Annotated in this window: 20 protein-coding genes; 16 read left to right on the forward strand and 4 right to left on the reverse strand. The window is 37.5% G+C overall.

Features of this window, described 5'->3' with window-relative positions:
- The first annotated feature begins 2 nt into the window (after nt 1-2).
- The 10 genes from ccoO (at nt 3) to ttcA (ending at nt 8,491) form a co-directional block, all read left to right on the forward strand.
- Nucleotides 3-605: a cytochrome-c oxidase, cbb3-type subunit II gene (gene ccoO / locus AKG98_RS04720; RefSeq protein ID WP_067042130.1), complete on the forward strand. Its 603-nt coding sequence runs from the start codon at nt 3-5 to the stop codon at nt 603-605.
- An 11-nt stretch (nt 606-616) separates the two neighbouring features.
- Nucleotides 617-808: a CcoQ/FixQ family Cbb3-type cytochrome c oxidase assembly chaperone gene (locus AKG98_RS04725; RefSeq protein WP_045110443.1), complete on the forward strand. Its 192-nt coding sequence runs from the start codon at nt 617-619 to the stop codon at nt 806-808.
- Nucleotides 809-820: 12 nt separating this feature from the next.
- Nucleotides 821-1,732 carry a cytochrome-c oxidase, cbb3-type subunit III gene (ccoP, locus tag AKG98_RS04730; protein WP_198155418.1) on the forward strand — a complete coding sequence of 304 codons (912 nt, stop codon included), beginning with the start codon at nt 821-823 and terminating at the stop codon, nt 1,730-1,732.
- Between the two features lie 96 nt (nt 1,733-1,828).
- Nucleotides 1,829-2,320 carry a FixH family protein gene (locus tag AKG98_RS04735; protein WP_067042135.1) on the forward strand — a complete coding sequence of 164 codons (492 nt, stop codon included), beginning with the start codon at nt 1,829-1,831 and terminating at the stop codon, nt 2,318-2,320.
- A complete protein-coding gene (locus AKG98_RS04740; RefSeq protein WP_067042138.1) occupies nt 2,320-4,713 on the forward strand; it encodes a heavy metal translocating P-type ATPase in 2,394 nt (797 codons plus the stop codon). The genes AKG98_RS04735 and AKG98_RS04740 overlap by 1 nt, the downstream gene beginning before the upstream one ends.
- Nucleotides 4,713-4,904 (forward strand): cbb3-type cytochrome oxidase assembly protein CcoS, encoded by a 192-nt coding sequence (ccoS, locus tag AKG98_RS04745; protein ID WP_067042141.1) that lies wholly within the window; start codon nt 4,713-4,715, stop codon nt 4,902-4,904. The genes AKG98_RS04740 and ccoS overlap by 1 nt, the downstream gene beginning before the upstream one ends.
- The gene (locus AKG98_RS04750; RefSeq protein ID WP_067042143.1) at nt 4,894-5,583 is read left to right on the forward strand and encodes a sulfite exporter TauE/SafE family protein; all 690 of its coding nucleotides are present in this window, start codon (nt 4,894-4,896) and stop codon (nt 5,581-5,583) included. The genes ccoS and AKG98_RS04750 overlap by 11 nt, the downstream gene beginning before the upstream one ends.
- Nucleotides 5,584-5,627: 44 nt before the next feature.
- Nucleotides 5,628-6,368, forward strand: a complete 741-nt coding sequence (locus AKG98_RS04755; RefSeq protein WP_067042146.1) for an FNR family transcription factor — start codon at nt 5,628-5,630, stop codon at nt 6,366-6,368.
- Between the two features lie 163 nt (nt 6,369-6,531).
- Nucleotides 6,532-7,443, forward strand: a complete 912-nt coding sequence (gene uspE / locus AKG98_RS04760; RefSeq protein WP_067042148.1) for a universal stress protein UspE — start codon at nt 6,532-6,534, stop codon at nt 7,441-7,443.
- A 118-nt stretch (nt 7,444-7,561) separates the two neighbouring features.
- Nucleotides 7,562-8,491: a tRNA 2-thiocytidine(32) synthetase TtcA gene (gene ttcA, locus AKG98_RS04765; RefSeq protein WP_067042149.1), complete on the forward strand. Its 930-nt coding sequence runs from the start codon at nt 7,562-7,564 to the stop codon at nt 8,489-8,491.
- A 128-nt stretch (nt 8,492-8,619) separates the two neighbouring features.
- Here ttcA and AKG98_RS04770 read toward each other — a convergent pair whose 3' ends face one another.
- Nucleotides 8,620-9,267, reverse strand: coding sequence for a DUF2987 domain-containing protein (locus tag AKG98_RS04770; protein WP_067042156.1), 648 nt, complete (start codon nt 9,265-9,267; stop codon nt 8,620-8,622).
- Between the two features lie 264 nt (nt 9,268-9,531).
- On the opposite strand from AKG98_RS04770, the gene potA reads away from it, so the two are divergent.
- The 4 genes from potA (at nt 9,532) to AKG98_RS04790 (ending at nt 13,366) form a co-directional block, all read left to right on the forward strand.
- Complete coding sequence (gene potA / locus AKG98_RS04775; protein WP_067042159.1) at nt 9,532-10,635, forward strand: spermidine/putrescine ABC transporter ATP-binding protein PotA; 1,104 nt, start codon at nt 9,532-9,534, stop codon at nt 10,633-10,635.
- Entirely contained in the window at nt 10,628-11,485 is an 858-nt protein-coding gene (gene potB / locus AKG98_RS04780) for a spermidine/putrescine ABC transporter permease PotB (protein WP_067042162.1), read from the forward strand. Before potA ends, potB begins: the two co-directional genes overlap by 8 nt.
- Entirely contained in the window at nt 11,478-12,248 is a 771-nt protein-coding gene (potC, locus tag AKG98_RS04785; protein ID WP_067042165.1) for a spermidine/putrescine ABC transporter permease PotC, read from the forward strand. The genes potB and potC overlap by 8 nt, the downstream gene beginning before the upstream one ends.
- Nucleotides 12,249-12,331: 83 nt before the next feature.
- Complete coding sequence (locus AKG98_RS04790) at nt 12,332-13,366, forward strand: extracellular solute-binding protein (protein ID WP_067042168.1); 1,035 nt, start codon at nt 12,332-12,334, stop codon at nt 13,364-13,366.
- 80 nt (nt 13,367-13,446) lie between these two features.
- Here AKG98_RS04790 and AKG98_RS04795 read toward each other — a convergent pair whose 3' ends face one another.
- Both AKG98_RS04795 and AKG98_RS04800 read right to left on the reverse strand, forming a co-directional pair.
- Nucleotides 13,447-14,172 carry an NAD-dependent deacylase gene (locus tag AKG98_RS04795; RefSeq protein ID WP_067042170.1) on the reverse strand — a complete coding sequence of 242 codons (726 nt, stop codon included), beginning with the start codon at nt 14,170-14,172 and terminating at the stop codon, nt 13,447-13,449.
- 272 nt (nt 14,173-14,444) lie between these two features.
- Nucleotides 14,445-15,182, reverse strand: a complete 738-nt coding sequence (locus AKG98_RS04800) for a phasin family protein (protein WP_067042172.1) — start codon at nt 15,180-15,182, stop codon at nt 14,445-14,447.
- A 244-nt stretch (nt 15,183-15,426) separates the two neighbouring features.
- Here AKG98_RS04800 and AKG98_RS04805 point away from each other — a divergent pair, with 244 nt between their 5' ends.
- Both AKG98_RS04805 and radA read left to right on the forward strand, forming a co-directional pair.
- Complete coding sequence (locus AKG98_RS04805) at nt 15,427-16,653, forward strand: threonine/serine exporter ThrE family protein (RefSeq protein WP_067042174.1); 1,227 nt, start codon at nt 15,427-15,429, stop codon at nt 16,651-16,653.
- Between the two features lie 82 nt (nt 16,654-16,735).
- Complete coding sequence (radA, locus tag AKG98_RS04810) at nt 16,736-18,130, forward strand: DNA repair protein RadA (RefSeq protein ID WP_067042176.1); 1,395 nt, start codon at nt 16,736-16,738, stop codon at nt 18,128-18,130.
- 190 nt (nt 18,131-18,320) lie between these two features.
- Here radA and AKG98_RS04815 read toward each other — a convergent pair whose 3' ends face one another.
- Nucleotides 18,321-18,563 (reverse strand): DUF2492 family protein, encoded by a 243-nt coding sequence (locus AKG98_RS04815; RefSeq protein ID WP_067042180.1) that lies wholly within the window; start codon nt 18,561-18,563, stop codon nt 18,321-18,323.
- Nucleotides 18,564-18,577: the final 14 nt, after the last annotated feature.

An 18,577-nucleotide genomic window follows, 5' to 3' on the forward strand; every position in this document is an offset into this window, starting at 1 on the left:
TTATGAAACATGAATTAATTGAAAAGAACATTGGTTTATTGGCGATATTCATCGTTATTGCTATCAGTTTTGGTGCAATGGTTGAGATCACACCATTGTTCTGGCAAAAAGATACTACTGAGCCTTTAGACACTCTACGTCCGTATACGGCACTAGAGATGGAAGGTCGTGATATCTACATGCGCGAGAACTGTGTAGTTTGTCATAGCCAAATGATCCGTCCTTTCCGTGCAGAAACAGAACGCTACGGTGTATATTCTGTTGCTGGTGAGTCTGTTTGGGAGCATCCATTCCTATGGGGTTCTAAACGTACTGGTCCAGATCTAGCGCGTGTTGGCGGTCGTTATTCTGATGATTGGCATCGTGCTCATTTACTTGATCCACGTAGTGTTGTTCCTGAATCAAATATGCCTGCTTTCCCTTGGTTAGCTGAAAATGTATTAGATGGTTCAGAGTCTGCTAAGAAACTAAGTATCTTCAAAAACTACTTTGATGTTCCTTACACAGATGCCGATATTGCTGGTGCAGAAGCCGCAGTGAAAGGTAAAACTGAACTAGACGCTTTGGTTGCTTACCTGCAATCATTAGGCCATGCATTAAAATAAGGGGATAACTTATGGATTACGGTACATTTCAAGGGGTGTATACCCTAATATTAATGGCCATTTTTATCGGTATTATTGTTTGGGCTTACAGCAAACGTCAAAAACGTTCGTTTAATGAAGCTGCTAATTTAGTATTTGCTGATGAAACAGTCCACAGTGATTCACTTAATGGAGAGCAGAAAAATAAATCTGCTCGTATTTAGGAGTTTATGATTATGAGTACTTTTTGGAGTATTTGGATCACAGTGATCACACTAGGTAGTATTTTTGCTTGCCTAGGCCTGCTTTGGATGTGTAACAAAAACGATACCGGTGTTAAAGAAGGCGAATCAATGGGTCACTCTTTCGATGGTATCGAAGAGTTAAACAACCCATTGCCAACATGGTGGAAATACCTGTTTATTTTCACTTGTATTGGTGGTTTCATCTATTTCGCACTTTACCCTGGTTTAGGTGCTTATAAAGGCCTATTAGGTTGGACAAGTGCGAATGAATACCAGCGCGAAATATCGTCTGCAGATGACAAATATGCAGCTGTATTTAACAAGTTAGTTAAAACAGAAGAAAGTAACTTTACTGAATACCGTGAAATTGCTGACATCGCGAAAGACCCTGAAGCAGTAAAAGTAGGTCAACGCCTGTTCTTACAAAACTGTTCACAGTGTCATGGTTCTGATGCACGTGGGGCTAAAGGCTTCCCTAACCTAACGGATGGCAATTGGTTATACGGTGGTACCACTGCTGATATCAAAAATTCGATCACGAACGGACGAAATGGTGCAATGCCTGCTTGGTTACCGGTTCTTGGCGATAAAAAAATAGATCTAGTAACAACTTATGTTGTTGGCCTATCTGGTCGTAAAGTTAACGCTCGTGACGAAGCTGCAGGTAAAGAGGTATTCCTTCAAACTTGTGCTGCTTGTCATGGTGCTGATGCTAAAGGCATGACTATGGTGGGTGCGCCTAACCTAACGGACAAAACTTGGTTGTACGGTGGTTCAAGAAAAACTATCGAACAAACAATCAAATACGGTCGTAATGGGGCAATGCCTACATGGGGTAAAATCCTTGGTGAAGACAAGATAACGCTATTAAGCGGTTATGTTTACAGTTTAAGTGTAAAGTAACGTAATAGTGGTAATTTAAAGCTCCATTTACTGAATGGAGCTTTTTTTTTAGCTGTAATTTTGTTAAATTTCGCTTTTCCCTTTTTGGAGTTCACAATGAAATCTTATTGGTATAAAGAACCTTGGTTCTGGTTCGTCTTTTTCTTTCCTTTTATATCTGTGGTTGCTGGTACTTCGACTTTTATTATCTTTCAAAATAATCAGCCAGATATGGTATCTGAAGATTACTATAAAGATGGTAAAAAAATTAACCAAGACTTAACTAAATACCATGAAGCTTTAGCTCGAAATATTACATTCAATTTAAAATTCGACAACGGCTTTGCGGTGTTCACACCAGCAACAGGTGATATGACAGAGAACGAAGCGCTTAACATTTCATTTTTCCACGCAACGTTGGCAAAACATGATATTTCAGTGTTAGCAACAGCATCGGCAGACGGGAGTTATCGCGTAGAAATTCCAGCAGATATGCTACAAGGTAAATGGCGTGTACGTGCCGAGTCTTTTGATCATAAATGGCGCATTCAAGAATACGTTCAATATCCAAATACTTCAGTAATTAAGTTAGACGGCGAGCAAGATTAATGTCAAACGGTACTAATTGTTATCACTGTGGCGAAGGTGTTTTAGCTGCAGATAAAAATAAATATAAAGTGTATATCGCACCTGAAGAACGTGACATGTGTTGTCCAGGTTGTATGTCAGTCGCTGAAATGATTGTCGGTTCGGGTTTAAGTTCGTATTATGAACACAGAACAGATTTATCACCCACAGCAAAGCAATTAGTACCGGATGAATTATTACGATTAGAAATATATGACGATAATGAAATTCAAAACGAGTTTGTTTATCAAGACGGTGAAATAAAAGAAATCACCCTCACCGTTGAAGGACTAACCTGTGCCGCCTGTGCTTGGTTAATCGAAAAAAGTTTACGTAACACCCAAGGTATTCACTTCATCAACGTCAATGCAACAAGTAATCGTATTACGATCAAGTGGATTGATGCTCAAATAAAGTTAAGTGATATCTTAAAACGGATCAGTAATTTAGGTTACAGTGCATCGCCTTTTCAAGCTGACCAGCATGAATTGATGTACAACAAGCAACTTAAATCTTATTTCAGACGATTAGGTTTAGCTGGATTAGCGACAATGCAAGTAATGATGTTTGCTGTTGCACTCTACTCTACTTGGTTTGGTGATATGGAAGAGATGTATCGCCAGCTTTTCCGCTGGGTAAGTTTGATTGTCGCAACACCGGTATTACTTTATTCCGCACAGCCTTTTTATTCTAATGCCTTACGTAATTTACGCACCAGAACCCTAGGTATGGACGTCCCTGTTTCAATCGCATTACTTGGCGCTTATACAGCTTCAGCTTATGCAACCATGACAGGCACAGGTGAAGTTTATTTTGAATCGGTTTCAATGTTTACTTTCTTCTTATTATTTGGTCGATATTTAGAGCTGAGAGCCCGAAAGAAAACGTCTGAACTGAGTGCGAACATGGCAAAGCTTATTCCTAACATGGCATTGCGTGTAGATAAAGATAAAACCGAAAAACTAATTCCCACAAAACAGCTTGAAATCAACGATCACGTCATTGTCAAAATCGGCGAAGTGATCCCTTGTGATGGCACCATTGTAACCGGTGAAACAAGTGTAGATGAATCAATGCTAACCGGTGAGTTCTTACCCATTCCAAAATCGGTTGATAGTGGTGTATACACAGGTAGTCTTAATGTTGAACAGACAATTACGGTGTGCGTGACTAAAACACACAAGCACAATTTGATTTCAGAAATTATTCGCTTACAAAATACAGCGCAGTCATCAAAGCCTCAGATTTCTATTTTGGCCGATAAAATATCACGTTATTTTGTTCTCGCGTTATTAATCATATCAGCTGGTACTTACTTGTTCTGGTTAGGTCATGATCCAGATAAAGCGTTTTGGATCACCCTATCTGTCCTTGTCGCAACCTGCCCTTGCGCATTATCACTGGCAACGCCAACGGCCCTTACCTGTGCAACCAGCTTCCTATCTCAACGCGGTATTTTAATTCGTAAAGAGCACGTACTTGAATCGCTGACCAAAGTGGATGAAATCGCATTCGATAAAACAGGGACATTAACCAAAGGGACATTCACACTCACGCGTATTAAATCGGACAGTGAATTACCTGAGAATGAATTATTACGCATAGCCACGTCTTTAGAACAACATTCTACACACCCGATAGCGTCAGCCTTTAAATCAAATATAGAAAAAATTCAATTTAATACAACTGAAAATCATATTGGTTTAGGTATTACGGGTACGCTTGGCGATGATACTTACAACATAGGTTCATCTACTTTCACAAAGCAGACTAGTTCACCATCTGATGGCAAAGAAATCGTTGTTTATTTAATTAAAAATGGTCATTTAATGGCACGTTTTTATATTCAAGATGAAATGCGTGAGAACGTTTCAACGACATTAGATTATATTGCGTCTATTGGCTTAGACGTAACTTTACTGACTGGCGATACAGAAAACAACACCAATAAAGTGATCGACGGTTTGCCTATAACAAATAAAAAGACCAGTCAATCACCAGAGAGTAAGCTTGCTTACATCAATCATCGACAAGCACAAGGTAAATTAATGCTGATGGTTGGCGATGGGGTTAACGATGCGCCAGTGCTCAGTGCTGCGACGGTATCTGTTGCAATGGGCGAAGGCTCTGACCTTGCGAAAAACAGTGCGGATGTGGTGTTATTAACGACTGATTTCATTGCGATGAAATATATGCTGGCTACTGCGACAAAAACATATAAAATAATAAAACAAAACTTAATGTGGGCGCTTGGTTATAATTCATTAATTTTACCCTTGGCAATGTCAGGAAGCGTACCTCCGTATATTGCGGTAATTGGAATGTCACTCAGCTCACTGCTCGTTATTGGTAATTCATTAAGGTTGTTAAAGTAATGGAAATTATTTTTATGTTAATCCCGATTGCGATGATTTTTGTTGCAATCGCTGTGGGTATCTTTTTTTGGGCTGTTAAGTCAGACCAATTTGAAGATTTAGAACGCGAAGGCAGTAATATTTTGTTTGACGACGATGACAATAACAACGAATCACAGGTTGTTAAACCTGTAGTCAAACATGATAACTAGTGTTGTCGCTGCCTTTATGATTGGTATCTTAGGTGCTGGTCATTGTATTGCAATGTGTGGCGGTATTTCTGGTGCAATAGCACATGCAAACACGCAATCATCACCTCAGACAACATCACTCGCCCCATTATTTTATAATCTAGGACGCATTACTAGCTACACGCTAATTGGTGCCATTGTCGGTTATACAGCACAAATAGGTTTAAACTTTGGTGCCGGCTATGACTTATTAGTGATCTTACGCTTTGTGTCCGGTATTACATTAATATTGATTGGTTTATATATTGCGCAACTCAATTCAGCGATTCTCCAACTTGAAAAAGTGGGTCGTTTAGTCTGGCGATATATTCAACCTCTGGCTCGCCAGTTTTTGCCATTAAAAACACCTTATCACGCCTTCCCGCTCGGGTTTTTATGGGGCTGGTTACCGTGTGGCTTAGTTTATTCAGCATTAACTCTCGCTTTATCAAGTGGGTCAGCATTAGAATCGGCATTAACGATGTTTGCTTTCGGGTTAGGAACCTTTCCTATCATGTTCTTAGTTGGAAGTTTATCCAACAAGTTCAATCGTTTAATACAAAACACCAGATTCAAGAAAGTGAGTGGTTTATTACTTGTTTTATTCGGTTTGCATGTTATTTATATAGCGGTAGTACAATTGAGTGCTTCTGGCATTTAAATTTGTTACAATATTGACATATATCAAAAGAGTTTATTGGAATTATGGCCTTAGATAAAAAGATACCAACACGAACTACTGCTCCAAAGTGTGAAATACACTGTCAAAACTGCAGTATTAGCCAACTTTGCATACCATATTCTTTGAATGATTCAGAGCTAGATTCTCTCGACCAAATTATTGAACGCAAAAAGCCTTTTCAAAAGCACGATGAAATTTTTAAAGCCGGTGATAAAGTTAAAGCACTTTATGCTATTCGCTCAGGTTCAGTGAAGTCATACACGATTACAGAACAAGGTGATGAGCAAATCACAGGTTTCCATTTAGCCGGTGACTTAATCGGCTTTGATGCATTGAGTTCTGGTATTCATCCGAGTTTTTCTCAAGCATTAGAAACGTCGATGGTTTGTGAAATACCTTATGACACTCTTGATGACTTAATTGGTAAAATGCCGATGTTACGTCGCCAAGTGATGCGCTTAATGAGTGGCGAAATTGCGGCTGATCAAGAAATGATTCTGTTATTAAGTAAAAAGAATGCTGAACAACGTCTTGCTGCTTTTTTAAATAATCTCTCGGTACGTTTCTCTGAGCGTGGTTTTTCACCTAAAGAATTCCGTTTAACCATGACCCGTGGTGATATAGGTAACTATTTAGGGCTTACGGTTGAAACAATCAGTCGTTTACTTGGTCGTTTCCAAATAAGTGAAATGATTGAAGTTAAAGGTAAATATATCACTATTTTAAATCGTGAAGGTTTAGCTTCACTTGCTGGTAAGAAATAGAGTCTTAGTTCACAAGGCTTAACTTATAGCCCATAAAATGTAGTACATTTATGGCATCTATCACAAATTGAGATATAGTTAAATAAGTGAAATTATTGATTGTGTATAATCAACATAAGAAACATATACTTACTCTATATTCAATTTGTGATGAAGGTGCCTTATGAATAAATATAAAAATATTCTAGTGGTTGCAGATCCAGTTAATACACCACAAGTCGCATTATCCCGTGCATTGTATCTCGCATCTCAACAAGATAACGTGTCAATTACCCTTCTTCTTGTTATCTATGACCTTTCTTATGAACTAACGTCTCTATTTTCGAGTGACGAACGTCAGTCAATGCAAGATGCTATTGTTGCCGAAGAACAAAAATCATTTACACAGCAATTAGAACAAGATTATTCAGGTATAAATATAAAGTTAAAGCTGATTTGGCATAAGCGTCCTTTCGAATCAATCTTAGAAGAAGCTAAACTCAATAATCACGATTTGATTGTAAAAAGTACGCACGATCATAATAAGCTAAGTGCCGTTATGTTTACGCCAACTGATTGGCATTTATTGCGTAAAAGCCAATGTCCAGTATTGCTTGTTAAAGATCATGACTGGCCTATTGGTGGTAATATTGTTGCCGCTATTCAAGTGCTTGAAACAACAAGCCTCAGTTCAGAAGATGACGACTCTATTAATGAACGTATTACGCAAGAAGCGCTTCAGCTAAAAGAATTACTTAATGCAAATGTACATTTAGCGAATGCTTATCCAAGTACACCTGAACATATATCGATAGAAATCCCTAATTTTGATGCCGTCGCATATAATCAAGAGATTGAAGACCATCATAAAAGCACCATGTATAGTCATGCCGCTAAATTTAATGTCGCTAAAGAAAATGTTCATATTCAACCGGGAGCTCCGGAAGACGTTATTGCTGATGTTGTTCAAGCAGTAGATGCCGAATTAGTCATACTAGGCGCACCAACGCGTAACGGGTTTTCTGCATTTTTAATCGGCAATACAGCTGAAATGGTGATTGATTCAATTAACTGTGACCTTCTCGCGTTAAAATAATTATCAATTTCGAATGTGAAATATGACGGTAACACTCTGCCCTTGCTCTGGAACTTGCTTTTCCAGCTTGCTTGGGTATACTGCGCTGCTTACAGCAATATTTATCCTGAGTGTCCCAATGAATCCTGAAAACCTTACCGCTTTAGAAAAAAAGCAATTTGCTAAACTGCAAAAAAAACTGCGCCATGAAACAGGTAAAGCAATCGTAGATTATAATATGATTGAAGATGGTGACAGAGTCATGGTTTGTTTGTCTGGTGGTGCTGATAGTTTTACAATGCTTGACATTTTAATTCAATTACAAGCAGCTGCACCGATTAGTTTTGATATTATTGCGGTTAACTTAGATCAAAAACAGCCGGGGTTCCCTGAAGATATTCTACCCCGCTACCTTGAAAATCTTGGAATTGAATACAAAATTGTTCAGAAAGATACATACAGTATCGTTAAAGACAAAATCCCAGAAGGCAAAACAACGTGTAGTCTTTGTTCTCGTTTACGTCGCGGTATTCTGTATAACGCAGCGGTAGAGCTTCGTGCGACTAAACTTGCACTTGGCCATCATGCTGATGATATCGTTGAAACATTATTCTTAAATATGTTCCATGGCGCTAAAATGAAAACAATGCCACCAAAACTAATTTCTGATGATAAGCGTAACATTGTTATCCGCCCACTTGCATATTGCCGCGAGGCAGATATCAAAGCTTACTCGGCCTTTAAAGCATTCCCTATTATTCCTTGTAACCTGTGTGGTTCACAAGAAAATTTACAACGCCAAGCTGTTAAAGCAATGCTAGCACAATGGGATGAAGCAACCCCAGGTCGTGTGAACAATTGCTTTAATGCCATTCGCAACATAGTGCCAAGTCACCTTGCAGATACCAACGCGTTTGATTTTGTAAATATGGATTTAGAGCGCGCTGATGAATTAACTGAATTAGATACAGCGTTTGATAATGAAATTGAAATGCTGCCTGTTGAAAAATCTAAAACAGGTGTAGAAAAATTTGATCCAAACGACGCGATTACTGTTATTGAATTATAAATAGCTGAATTATAAATAGCTGAATTATAAATAGCTGAATTATAAAATCGTCCAATTTTAGAAATAAAAAAGCACTGCATCACTGCAGTGCTTTTTTTATTTAATTTTATTCTCTAATTCAGAGTCAATCAAATTTCAGTTAGCGGTACGATACGTAATGGTTGCTTACTGAATCTGATTCCAGCAATTTTATCGCGAATAATTTCATCCTGAGATAACGAAATTTGTTGACCACTCTTAAATAAATTTCCGCTGGCTGTATAAGCGTCGACAGGTTCATCAAAAATAAATTGTACGCCCACAGTTGCAGGTAAATTCATCCGACCAAAGTAACCAGCCATATTTCCTAAAAACAGATCAAACTCTTCAATTTGCTTCACTAAGGATAAAGTTGAATATTCAGCACTGTTATTTTCTGCTGCCATAATTTGGAACGCAAGGTCACATGACGCAGTATCAGTCACGTTCACGTGCAGTTTTGCTTTATTGTCACGTAAGTCTTTATCAAAAGGGAGCAGCAGCTCAGAGTCAGCACCAATTTCAACATCAGTGATCGCGCCTTCGAAATTAATAAATGCATTTTCGATCTGGCAATGTTTACCTGTCTGACTATTATTAAGGAAAACACCAATTTTTGTATTAACGTACTGTTCTTTTTTACTATTTTTTATTCTGTTATAAAAACCATCATAACCAACGACTAATTCTTGGGCGCTTAAAGAAGGGACAAGGAGACTTGAAAGAAGCACCACTTTGATGAAATGGTTATTAAACATGATCTGTTCCTTAATAAATAAGTAAGTAAAAGTAAGGGGGGTATTATTGTCTCGCTGATTATACCTAAAATAAGTCATAAATTAGAGCACATATTACGACTTTATTACTTTTAAAGTTTTAAAAATGACCTGAATATGTTTTAAATGCATTATTTTTATTGAAGTGCAAATTTATGCTTCATTTATGTGAACTATAGCATTAGAATTCACGCAAATTGTTCATCTTATTCGATTAGATGGACCTCTTATCATTTAGGTTTATTGATGCTTAATAAAAATCAAAACTCAATCATTAGACTTGCTAACGCAAAAAAGTCATTTGATAACAAACTTATTATTAATGACTTAACATTAGATATTTATGATGGTGAATTTGTCACAATTTTAGGCCCTTCTGGCTGTGGCAAAACAACTGCATTGCGTGTGCTTGCTGGATTAGAAACGCTTGATAGCGGTGATGTATACCTTGAAAATAAATGTATCACAAATGTTCCGGCAGAAAAGCGTAATACCAATACCGTTTTCCAAGGCTATGCACTGTTTCCTCACATGACGGTGTTCGAAAATATAGCCTTTGGTTTACGTATGAAAAAATTTGCGGAATCAAAAATCAAACAACGTGTTGAAGATATTCTCGCCATCGTAAAGCTAACCGATTTTAAAGATCGCAAGCCAACTCAACTTTCAGGTGGTCAACAGCAACGTGTGGCAATTGCACGCGCTGTGATTAACCAGCCAAAAGTACTGCTATTGGATGAATCGTTAAGCGCATTAGATTATAAGCTACGTAAAGAAATGCAGAACGAGCTTAAAATGTTGCAACGAAAGTTAAACATTACCTTTATATTCGTTACGCACGATCAAGAAGAAGCATTAACAATGTCTGATCGTATTATTGTAATGAACAACGGGAAGGTTGAACAGATAGGTACACCACGAGAAATTTATGAAACGCCGATTAACTTATTCGTGGCTAAGTTTATTGGTGAAATTAATATCTTCCCTGGTGTTATTGAATCATGCCTAGGTGAAGGTAAATACATTGCCAATGTGCATGGCTGTCAGTATACGATTTCAACAGCGCTATCGTTAGAACTCGATCAACAAGTCAATATTTTATTACGACCAGAAGATTTAAGAATTAAAGAAATAGACGCTAAAGCTACGTCAGCACAGATTACTGGGCATATTATCGAACGAAATTACAAAGGGATGACGCTAGATTCGGTTATCCGCTTAGATTCAGGTGAAAGAGTACAAATCAGTGAATTCTTTGACGAAGATGATCCCGATTTTGACCATAGCCTCGGACAAAAAGTGGCTGTTTCATGGGTAGAAAGCTGGGAGGTTATCTTAACAAATGATTAATTCGTCGCTTTTTAAGCGTTTCTCTATTGGACTTTTACTTGTTTGGCTAAGTGTCTTCGTTTTAGTGCCTAATTTGATGATTATCGTCACCAGTTTTTTAACACGTGATGATGCCAACTTAATAAGCTTAACTTTTACGTTAGACAATTATGTGCGTTTATTTGATCCCTTGTACTTTAAGGTTTTAAGTCATTCAGTATATATGGCGAGCATAGCAACGTTTGTCTGCTTAATTATTGGTTACCCTTTTGCTTATACGATAGTCAAGTTACCTAAAAAAGTACGACCGGTGTTGTTATTCCTAATTATTGTCCCGTTTTGGACAAATTCATTAATTAGAACATACGGAATTAAGATTTTATTAGCGAAAAAGGGTCTACTTAACGGTTTATTACTCAATTTACATATCATTGATAAACCGTTAAAACTGATGTACACGGAATTTGCCGTCATTTTTGCTTTGGTCTATATATTACTGCCATTTATGATTTTACCTTTGTATTCGAGTATTGAAAAAATAGATAAAAGCTTAATTGAAGCCGCTAAAGATCTTGGAGCATCTAAGTTTACTACTTTTTTAAAAGTTGAATTACCTTTGACTATGCCAGGTATCATCGCTGGTATGTTATTAGTCTTTTTACCTGCGATGGGGATGTTTTATATTGCAGACCTGGTCGGTGGTGCAAAAAACTTATTGATTGGTAATACGATCAAGACACAATTTTTGAATATTCGGGATTGGCCGTTTGGTTCTGCCGCAAGTATCACCTTAACGGTGTTCATGGCTGGGTTACTATTTTTCTATTATAAGGTAGGTAAATCGATTAAAAACAGAGGTAACAATGCTTAAACGTCATATATCCAAAGTCTTGTTATTATTTGTATATATATACTTGTATACACCCATCTTCATTTTAATCGGAAATTCGTTTAATGCCTCTAAGTACGGCTTAAAATGGAAGGGGTTCACGACAAAGTGGTACGAACTACTCTGGAATAACGATACATTACTCCAAGCTGCATTTAACTCGATAACCATTGCTGTTTTTGCCTCATCAATTGCCGTCGTTATCGGTACGCTGGGCGCAGTGGCTTTATTTAAGCATAAGTTTAAAGGTAAAAAGTTTATATCTGGACTACTCTTTGTTGTGATGATGTCACCCGATATTGTGATGGCTATTTCATTATTATCTTTATTTATTATACTTGGCTTAGATCTTGGCTTTGTTACCTTACTTATCGCTCACATAACCTTCTGCATCCCGTTTGTGGTCATCACGGTTTACAGTCGCTTAAGTAATTTTGATAATGCAATATTAGAAGCTGGGAAAGATTTAGGCGCAAGTGAAGCAACCATTTTTAGACGTATTATTTTACCCATTGCGAAACCAGCCATTATTGCGAGTTGGTTATTGTCATTTACCTTATCCCTTGATGATGTAATTGTGAGTTCATTCGTGACAGGCCCTAGTTTTGAAGTTCTGCCATTAAAAATATATTCGATGGTTAAAGTTGGCGTTTCGCCAGAGGTTAATGCATTAGCGACTGTTATGATTTTAATATCGATTTCGTTTGTTATTGCCTCAGCCCTTATTAATAAAGGTGGAAAGTAGATTCACTAGAATCGCTTTTTACTTGTTATGCAGCCTTGTGCTGTTGTTGTTTACTATTCAATAAAAGAAGATGTCAAATTACTATGTTTAAATTAACCATAAATTGTATTGCCGCAGCCCTACTTTTTAGTAGCTCAGCTTACGCAACGACCATTAATTTTTATAACTGGTCTGAATATATCCCGCCAGGTTTATTAGCTCGTTTCACTGAAGAAACAGGCATTAAAGTCGTTTATTCAACGTATGAATCTAACGAGTCAATGTACGCGAAATTAAAAACGTATGATAAGAACGGTTATGATCTTGTTGTACCGTCAACTTACTTCATTAGTAAAATGAAGAAAGAAGGCATGCTTCAAGAAATCGATCATAAGAAGCTAACTAATTTTGGTAACCTAGAACCGTCTTTGTTAAACAAAGAATACGATTTAGGTAACCGTTATAGTATTCCATATATCTGGGGCGCTACGGGTATTGGTGTTAACACTGCAAATATTGAATTATCGTCAATAACAAGCTGGAAAGACTTGTGGGACCCAAAATGGGAAGGTCAGTTACTATTGACTGACGATGCTCGTGAAATTTTCCACATGGCATTAAAAATACAAGGTCATTCGGCTAATACACAAGACAAAGAAGAATTAGCACAAGCATATGAGTTATTAAAAAAACTTATGCCTAACGTGCTTGTATTTAACTCTGACACACCCGCTAACCCTTATATCGCAGGCGAAGTAGAGTTTGGTATGATTTGGAACGGCAGCACGTACATGGCGCAACAAGAAGATAGCGATATTACGATGGTATATCCAAAAGAAGGCGCTGTATTTTGGATGGATAGCTTAGCAATTCCTAAGAATGCGAAGAATGTTGATGCCGTACACAAACTTATCGACTTCTTACTACGCCCTGAAGTGGCTGCTGAAGTTGCTTTAGAGATTGGTTACCCAACGCCTAACAAGGCAGCTAAAAAATTGCTACCTAAAGAATTTACTGAAAACAAGATTGTATTCCCTGATGCAGAAACAATTGCAAACGGTGAGTTTCACTCAGATGTTGGCGAAGCAAATATAATTTACGAACGTTATTACGAAAAACTAAAAGCGCAAAACCTGTAAGGTTACCGTAGCTTAGAAGTGATAATAAAAAGGTGCATCATGTATGCACCTTTTTATCACGTTCAATTCTAATTGATCATTTAAAAAAATTGCTTATCTCTCGCCATTAATTCATCAACCAATTCCCTCACTTCATCAGTGGCTTTACCGATTCGGTGTTCTTGAAAATTATCCGAGATATGCGTAGAGTCTAAATTTATTTCGATGGTATGCGCACACACTTTATGTGCTTCATTAACAAAATCAGCCGCAGGGTAAACCGAGCCTGATGTACCGATAGCAATAAAGAGATCTGCGGTGCTTAATGTTTTATAAATATCATTCATAAATAAAGGAATTTCATTAAACCAGACAACATGTGGGCGAAGGTTACCTGCTTCTTTGCAACACGGGCATTTTAATGTCTTATTTAATTGCTTGTAGGGGAATAATTTATGCGTCTTTTCACAACGTGCTTTAATTAGCTCACCATGCATATGAATAACATTCTGCGCACCACCACGCTCGTGCAAATTATCTATATTTTGAGTGATAATACTCACGTTACCAGAATAGTTTTTTTGTAACTCCGCTAATGCTATATGTGCGTCGTTAGGTTGAACACTAGGCAAAGATAATTGGTTAAAACGTTGATTATAAAAACTATAAACTAACTCAGGATCTCGACGATAACCATCTAGAGTGGCAATATCATCAATGTGATGTTTAGCCCATAATCCATCACTTGCACGGAATGTTTCAATACCTGATTCAGCAGAAATACCTGAACCTGTAAGGATTACTATGTTGTTATAGTTGTCGAACATTTAACTTCTCTTTGTAATAAATCTTATATTAACCATATCATTATTGTGTCTTTGTCGCACGATGAAATACCTATTTCAGGTGATTTATTTGTGTTATGTGATACGTATTAAAGTTGGATGATTGGAATGTTATTAAACGATAAAATCGGCGTTAACTATATGGAAGGCTTATATAAATAAGGGAGCTATATGATTACAGAGGCGCATACTTGAAATGATAAAACCTTATTGTGGCAGTCCTGCCAACCACCACAATAAGTTACACTACATGATTACTTTTTTTTCGCGACTGCTTTTTTAACGCGCTTGTGTGATACTTTTTTTGACGTTGGCTTAACCGATTGCTTTACTGTTGTAACTGCTTCGCTCGCTTCTTTTACAACTGGATTAACTGTTGTCGGCGCAATAACGTCAGCAACAGTTTCAACCGCCGTTGTTACTTGAGAGACAACACTTGAAACAATGTCACTTGCTTGTACAACAATTGGATTGGTTGTTGCTGGCGCAATAACTTCGGCGACAGTTTCCACTGCAGCGGTTACTTGGGCTGCCACACTTGCCACTTTTTCCGTTACAGCAATCTCGACTTTTTCAACAACGTTTTTAATCGCTTCAACTTCGACGATTACTTCTTTATTTTGCTGCGTTTTAGCGTCTGAAAGTGCCTTTTCGATTTGGTCAATTTTATCAATAATGTTATCGAATGTATTAACATCAATATGTGTTAACGTCGTGACGGCCTTATGCACTTTATCTTGTAACGCATCGGTAGCACATTGACCTGCTGATGTTAATTTATCTTTTTGAGACGTAATAGTTTGTGTCGTGTCAGCTTCTAACTTACGACCTCGTTCAACTAATTCATCGAAGATTGATTGGCTTTTAGTTACAGTATTTGATGCTGATTGATAACCTTTATCATAGGCACCTAAACCTGCTAACCAGATGTTACGTGTGATTTGATCTTTTGCAGACCATACTTGTTTTGCTGCAGTAATTACTTTCGACATAAGAAACCCTTTTTGAAGCCGCTAATACAATATAAAATTTATGATTTACATATTATCGAGGGAAATTAGAAGTTACATTCCAAAATTTAAGTTACTTAAGTTGTCTCTCACACTACAAACAACTTTTAATTTAACAAGTCACCAATAAATTTCAATTTAATTGAAAATAACCAACATTTAAGCTAACAAATTAACTTAAATAGAACTAAAATATAGCTCTTTTTGCATCTCCCAGAATATAACTATGCACAGTCAGACATATAAGCTTCAAATAAATTTTATTATTAAACTCGGGCTCGCATTACATCGTTGCGGTGCAACAAGTTATCGAATTGAAAATCATTTAATAAATTTAGCTAAGTTCTGGAATATTGAAGCAAGTTTTCTTGTCACTCCGACAGCGTTTACATTCATATTTTCAAGTAACCCAGACGATCAGCATACGCATATTGCACGCGTTAAACCAGCGGGCAACGACCTTGGTAAACTGGCAACAATTGATGAAATTGTCGAAAAAGTTGTAGATTCAGAAGTTACGTTGGACCAAGCTATCGATTTATTGATTGAAGCAAAGCAACAACCTGGTTTTTATGGCGTAAAAACTGAAGCGCTTGGTTGGTGTGTGACCGGTGGCGCGTTTGCAATGCTGCTGTCTGATTCAAGTTTAGACATTGTAAGCTCATTTTTATTTTCTTTTCTTGTTTTTATTTTATATAAACTATCTGCGCACTCGTCACGACTTGCTTCAATTGTAGAGTTCTTCGCCCCTTTTATTTCCGCGCTGTTGGCGTGTTTTATCGCCAGCCTTGAAGTGAATATCAATGTTCCATTTGTCATATTATCATCCGTTATTATTTTCATTCCAGGGTTAGCCATTACCGTCGCGCTAAGTGAGATCGTAAACAAAGATTTGGTTTCTGGTACTTCTAAACTCGTTGATGCCATCATGCTGCTGTTTAAACTCTATTTCGGCGCTTTACTTGGTATCACGTTAGGGAACCTGATTTGGACAATTGACCCACTAATGCTTGATATGAGTTACTCGTTACCCGATTGGAAAAACTACATCGCCGTAGCCGCGCTGTCAACAGGCCTTGTCGTTGCGTTTAATGTGCATAAATCTGACATGCTTTGGGGGATTGCAGCAGGTCTTATTGCTTATGTCGTAAGTACCTTTGCCGCCCAATACTTAGGCTTCACTTTAGGTACTTTCGTCGGTTCTTTCACCGTCGGTTTATTTAGTAATATATATGCGATTATTAAAAACAGACCCGCATCAATAGTCTTGATCCAAGGTATTGTATTGTTAGTTCCTGGTAGTAGAACTTATATGGAATTAAATACTTATATTTCAGGACATGAAATATTAAATAATATTAATGACAGTGGTTTTGTTTTCATGATCTTTATTGCGATCCTTGCAGGTATGATTTTAGCAAACGCAGTATTACCTGCTAAAAAGAGTTTGTAACTTTATCAAACGAAAAACAACTGTATAAACATCCAGATACTCATGCTATTATTATGGCATGAGTATTTTTTATAGTTAAATCATGGCCAAAACTCCCAAAACAAAAATAAGTTTCCTCTGTTCAGAATGTGGCGCTAACTTCCCTCGTTGGCAAGGCCAGTGTAATGCCTGTAAAGCATGGAATACATTAGCTGAATTTAAAGAAGCGACATTACCAAGTCAACAACGTGCAATAGCATCTCAAGGTGGTTATGCCGGTACACTCGGCAATACCGTTAAAAAGATGTCTGAAGTATCACACGTAGCATTGAATAAAATTGAGACACAGATAGGTGAATTAGACCGTGTACTCGGTAACGGTCTAACCGTTGGCTCGATTGTGTTGATTTCAGGCGATCCAGGTGCCGGAAAAACGACGATATTGACACAGCTCTCTGCAAATCTTAGTAAGCAGATGGTTTCGATGTACTGTACTGCGGAAGAAAGCTTAGAACAGTTCAAAAGTCGCGCCATAGAACGTTTGAAAATTGATTTTGTAGAAGAAAACTTGTTACTGATGTCTGAATATATTGTGTCTAACATTATGGAGCGGGCTTTAGAGGCTAAAGTTAAATTTTTAATTATAGACTCGATTCAAGCTTTAGAAAGTGAACACTGTAATGGTAGTGCCGGTTCTGTTAGCCAAGTAAAAGGCTGTGCACAAGAACTCAGTCGATTTGCTAAACAACACGGTATCACCCTGATCATTGTTGGCCATGTGACAAAAGGTAGTGACTTAGCGGGACCTAAAACGCTTGAACATATTGTAGACACCCTGCTCCACATTGAGGTTAACGACAGTATTATTCGTACAATCCGCGCAAGTAAAAACCGTTTTGGTGATGTAGACCAAGTTGGTATCTTCCAAATGCATAGCCGTGGCATGCTGTCTGTCGATAATCCAAGTAAGTTGTTCCTATCTGGTGCCGAGGAACACGTAGCAGGCTCTGCTATTACTTGTATTCGTGATGGTAATCGTAATTTATTACTTGAAGTACAATGTTTAGTATCTGAATGTGAAGCAGAAAACCAACAGCGTGTAAGTATTGGTCTTAGCTTTAATCGGTTGAAAATGATCACCGCTGTTTTGCGTAAACATGGACGCATAAAACTATTTCATGATATTTATGTCAATCTAGTTGGTGGTTTAAAACTACCTGAGACAGACACCAGTGCTGATTTAGCCATTGCGGCCTCTCTTATTAGTTCCCTAAATGATAAAGCAATGTCTCGTAAACACTGTTTTATGGGCGAGATATCTCTTAGTGGTGAAGTTCGACCTATTAATGGCGGTGTACCTCGGGTTAATGAGGCGATTAAACATGGTTTTGAGGTGATCTATATACCGAAAGCAAATTACCACAAATCAATGGAAAATAATGGTGCGAAGATAATACAAATAGAGAAGATTGGTGATCTTTTAGAAGCGCTTAATTAACTAGCATGCTAGCTTCGAATGATTTAACGTTATAGCATTACTTAAGTTGTAGCGTTAAATTAAAGTCTGCGTTTATTTAGAATATAGAAAGAGTTATGCATGATGGTCTAAATAATTCGTCGGTATTATTTAAAACGATAATGTTTTCTCTGACTTTGAGATATTCAGAGGCTAAATAGCCCCTGAATCATTATTTGTTTTTACACCCACAACTCGTTTCAGCAACTAAAACACTGTTTTTCTCTACAATGCGACCTTTCGTCATCATGTTTGCTAGTATTTGTGCTTTATCCATGCCTTTTATTTTGCATGTGTGAAATAAATCTTGAGGAAATTGCTTACCTATAAGATTTAACAGTTCGGCCTCTTTCATTCCCTGTGACTGCGCAGCTAATAGCGCTACGATTTCTCTACCGTGAATAGATTCGGTCATCTTATCCTCAACAA

Source organism: Moritella sp. JT01 (genome assembly GCF_001574435.1).
Classification (GTDB): domain Bacteria; phylum Pseudomonadota; class Gammaproteobacteria; order Enterobacterales; family Moritellaceae; genus Moritella.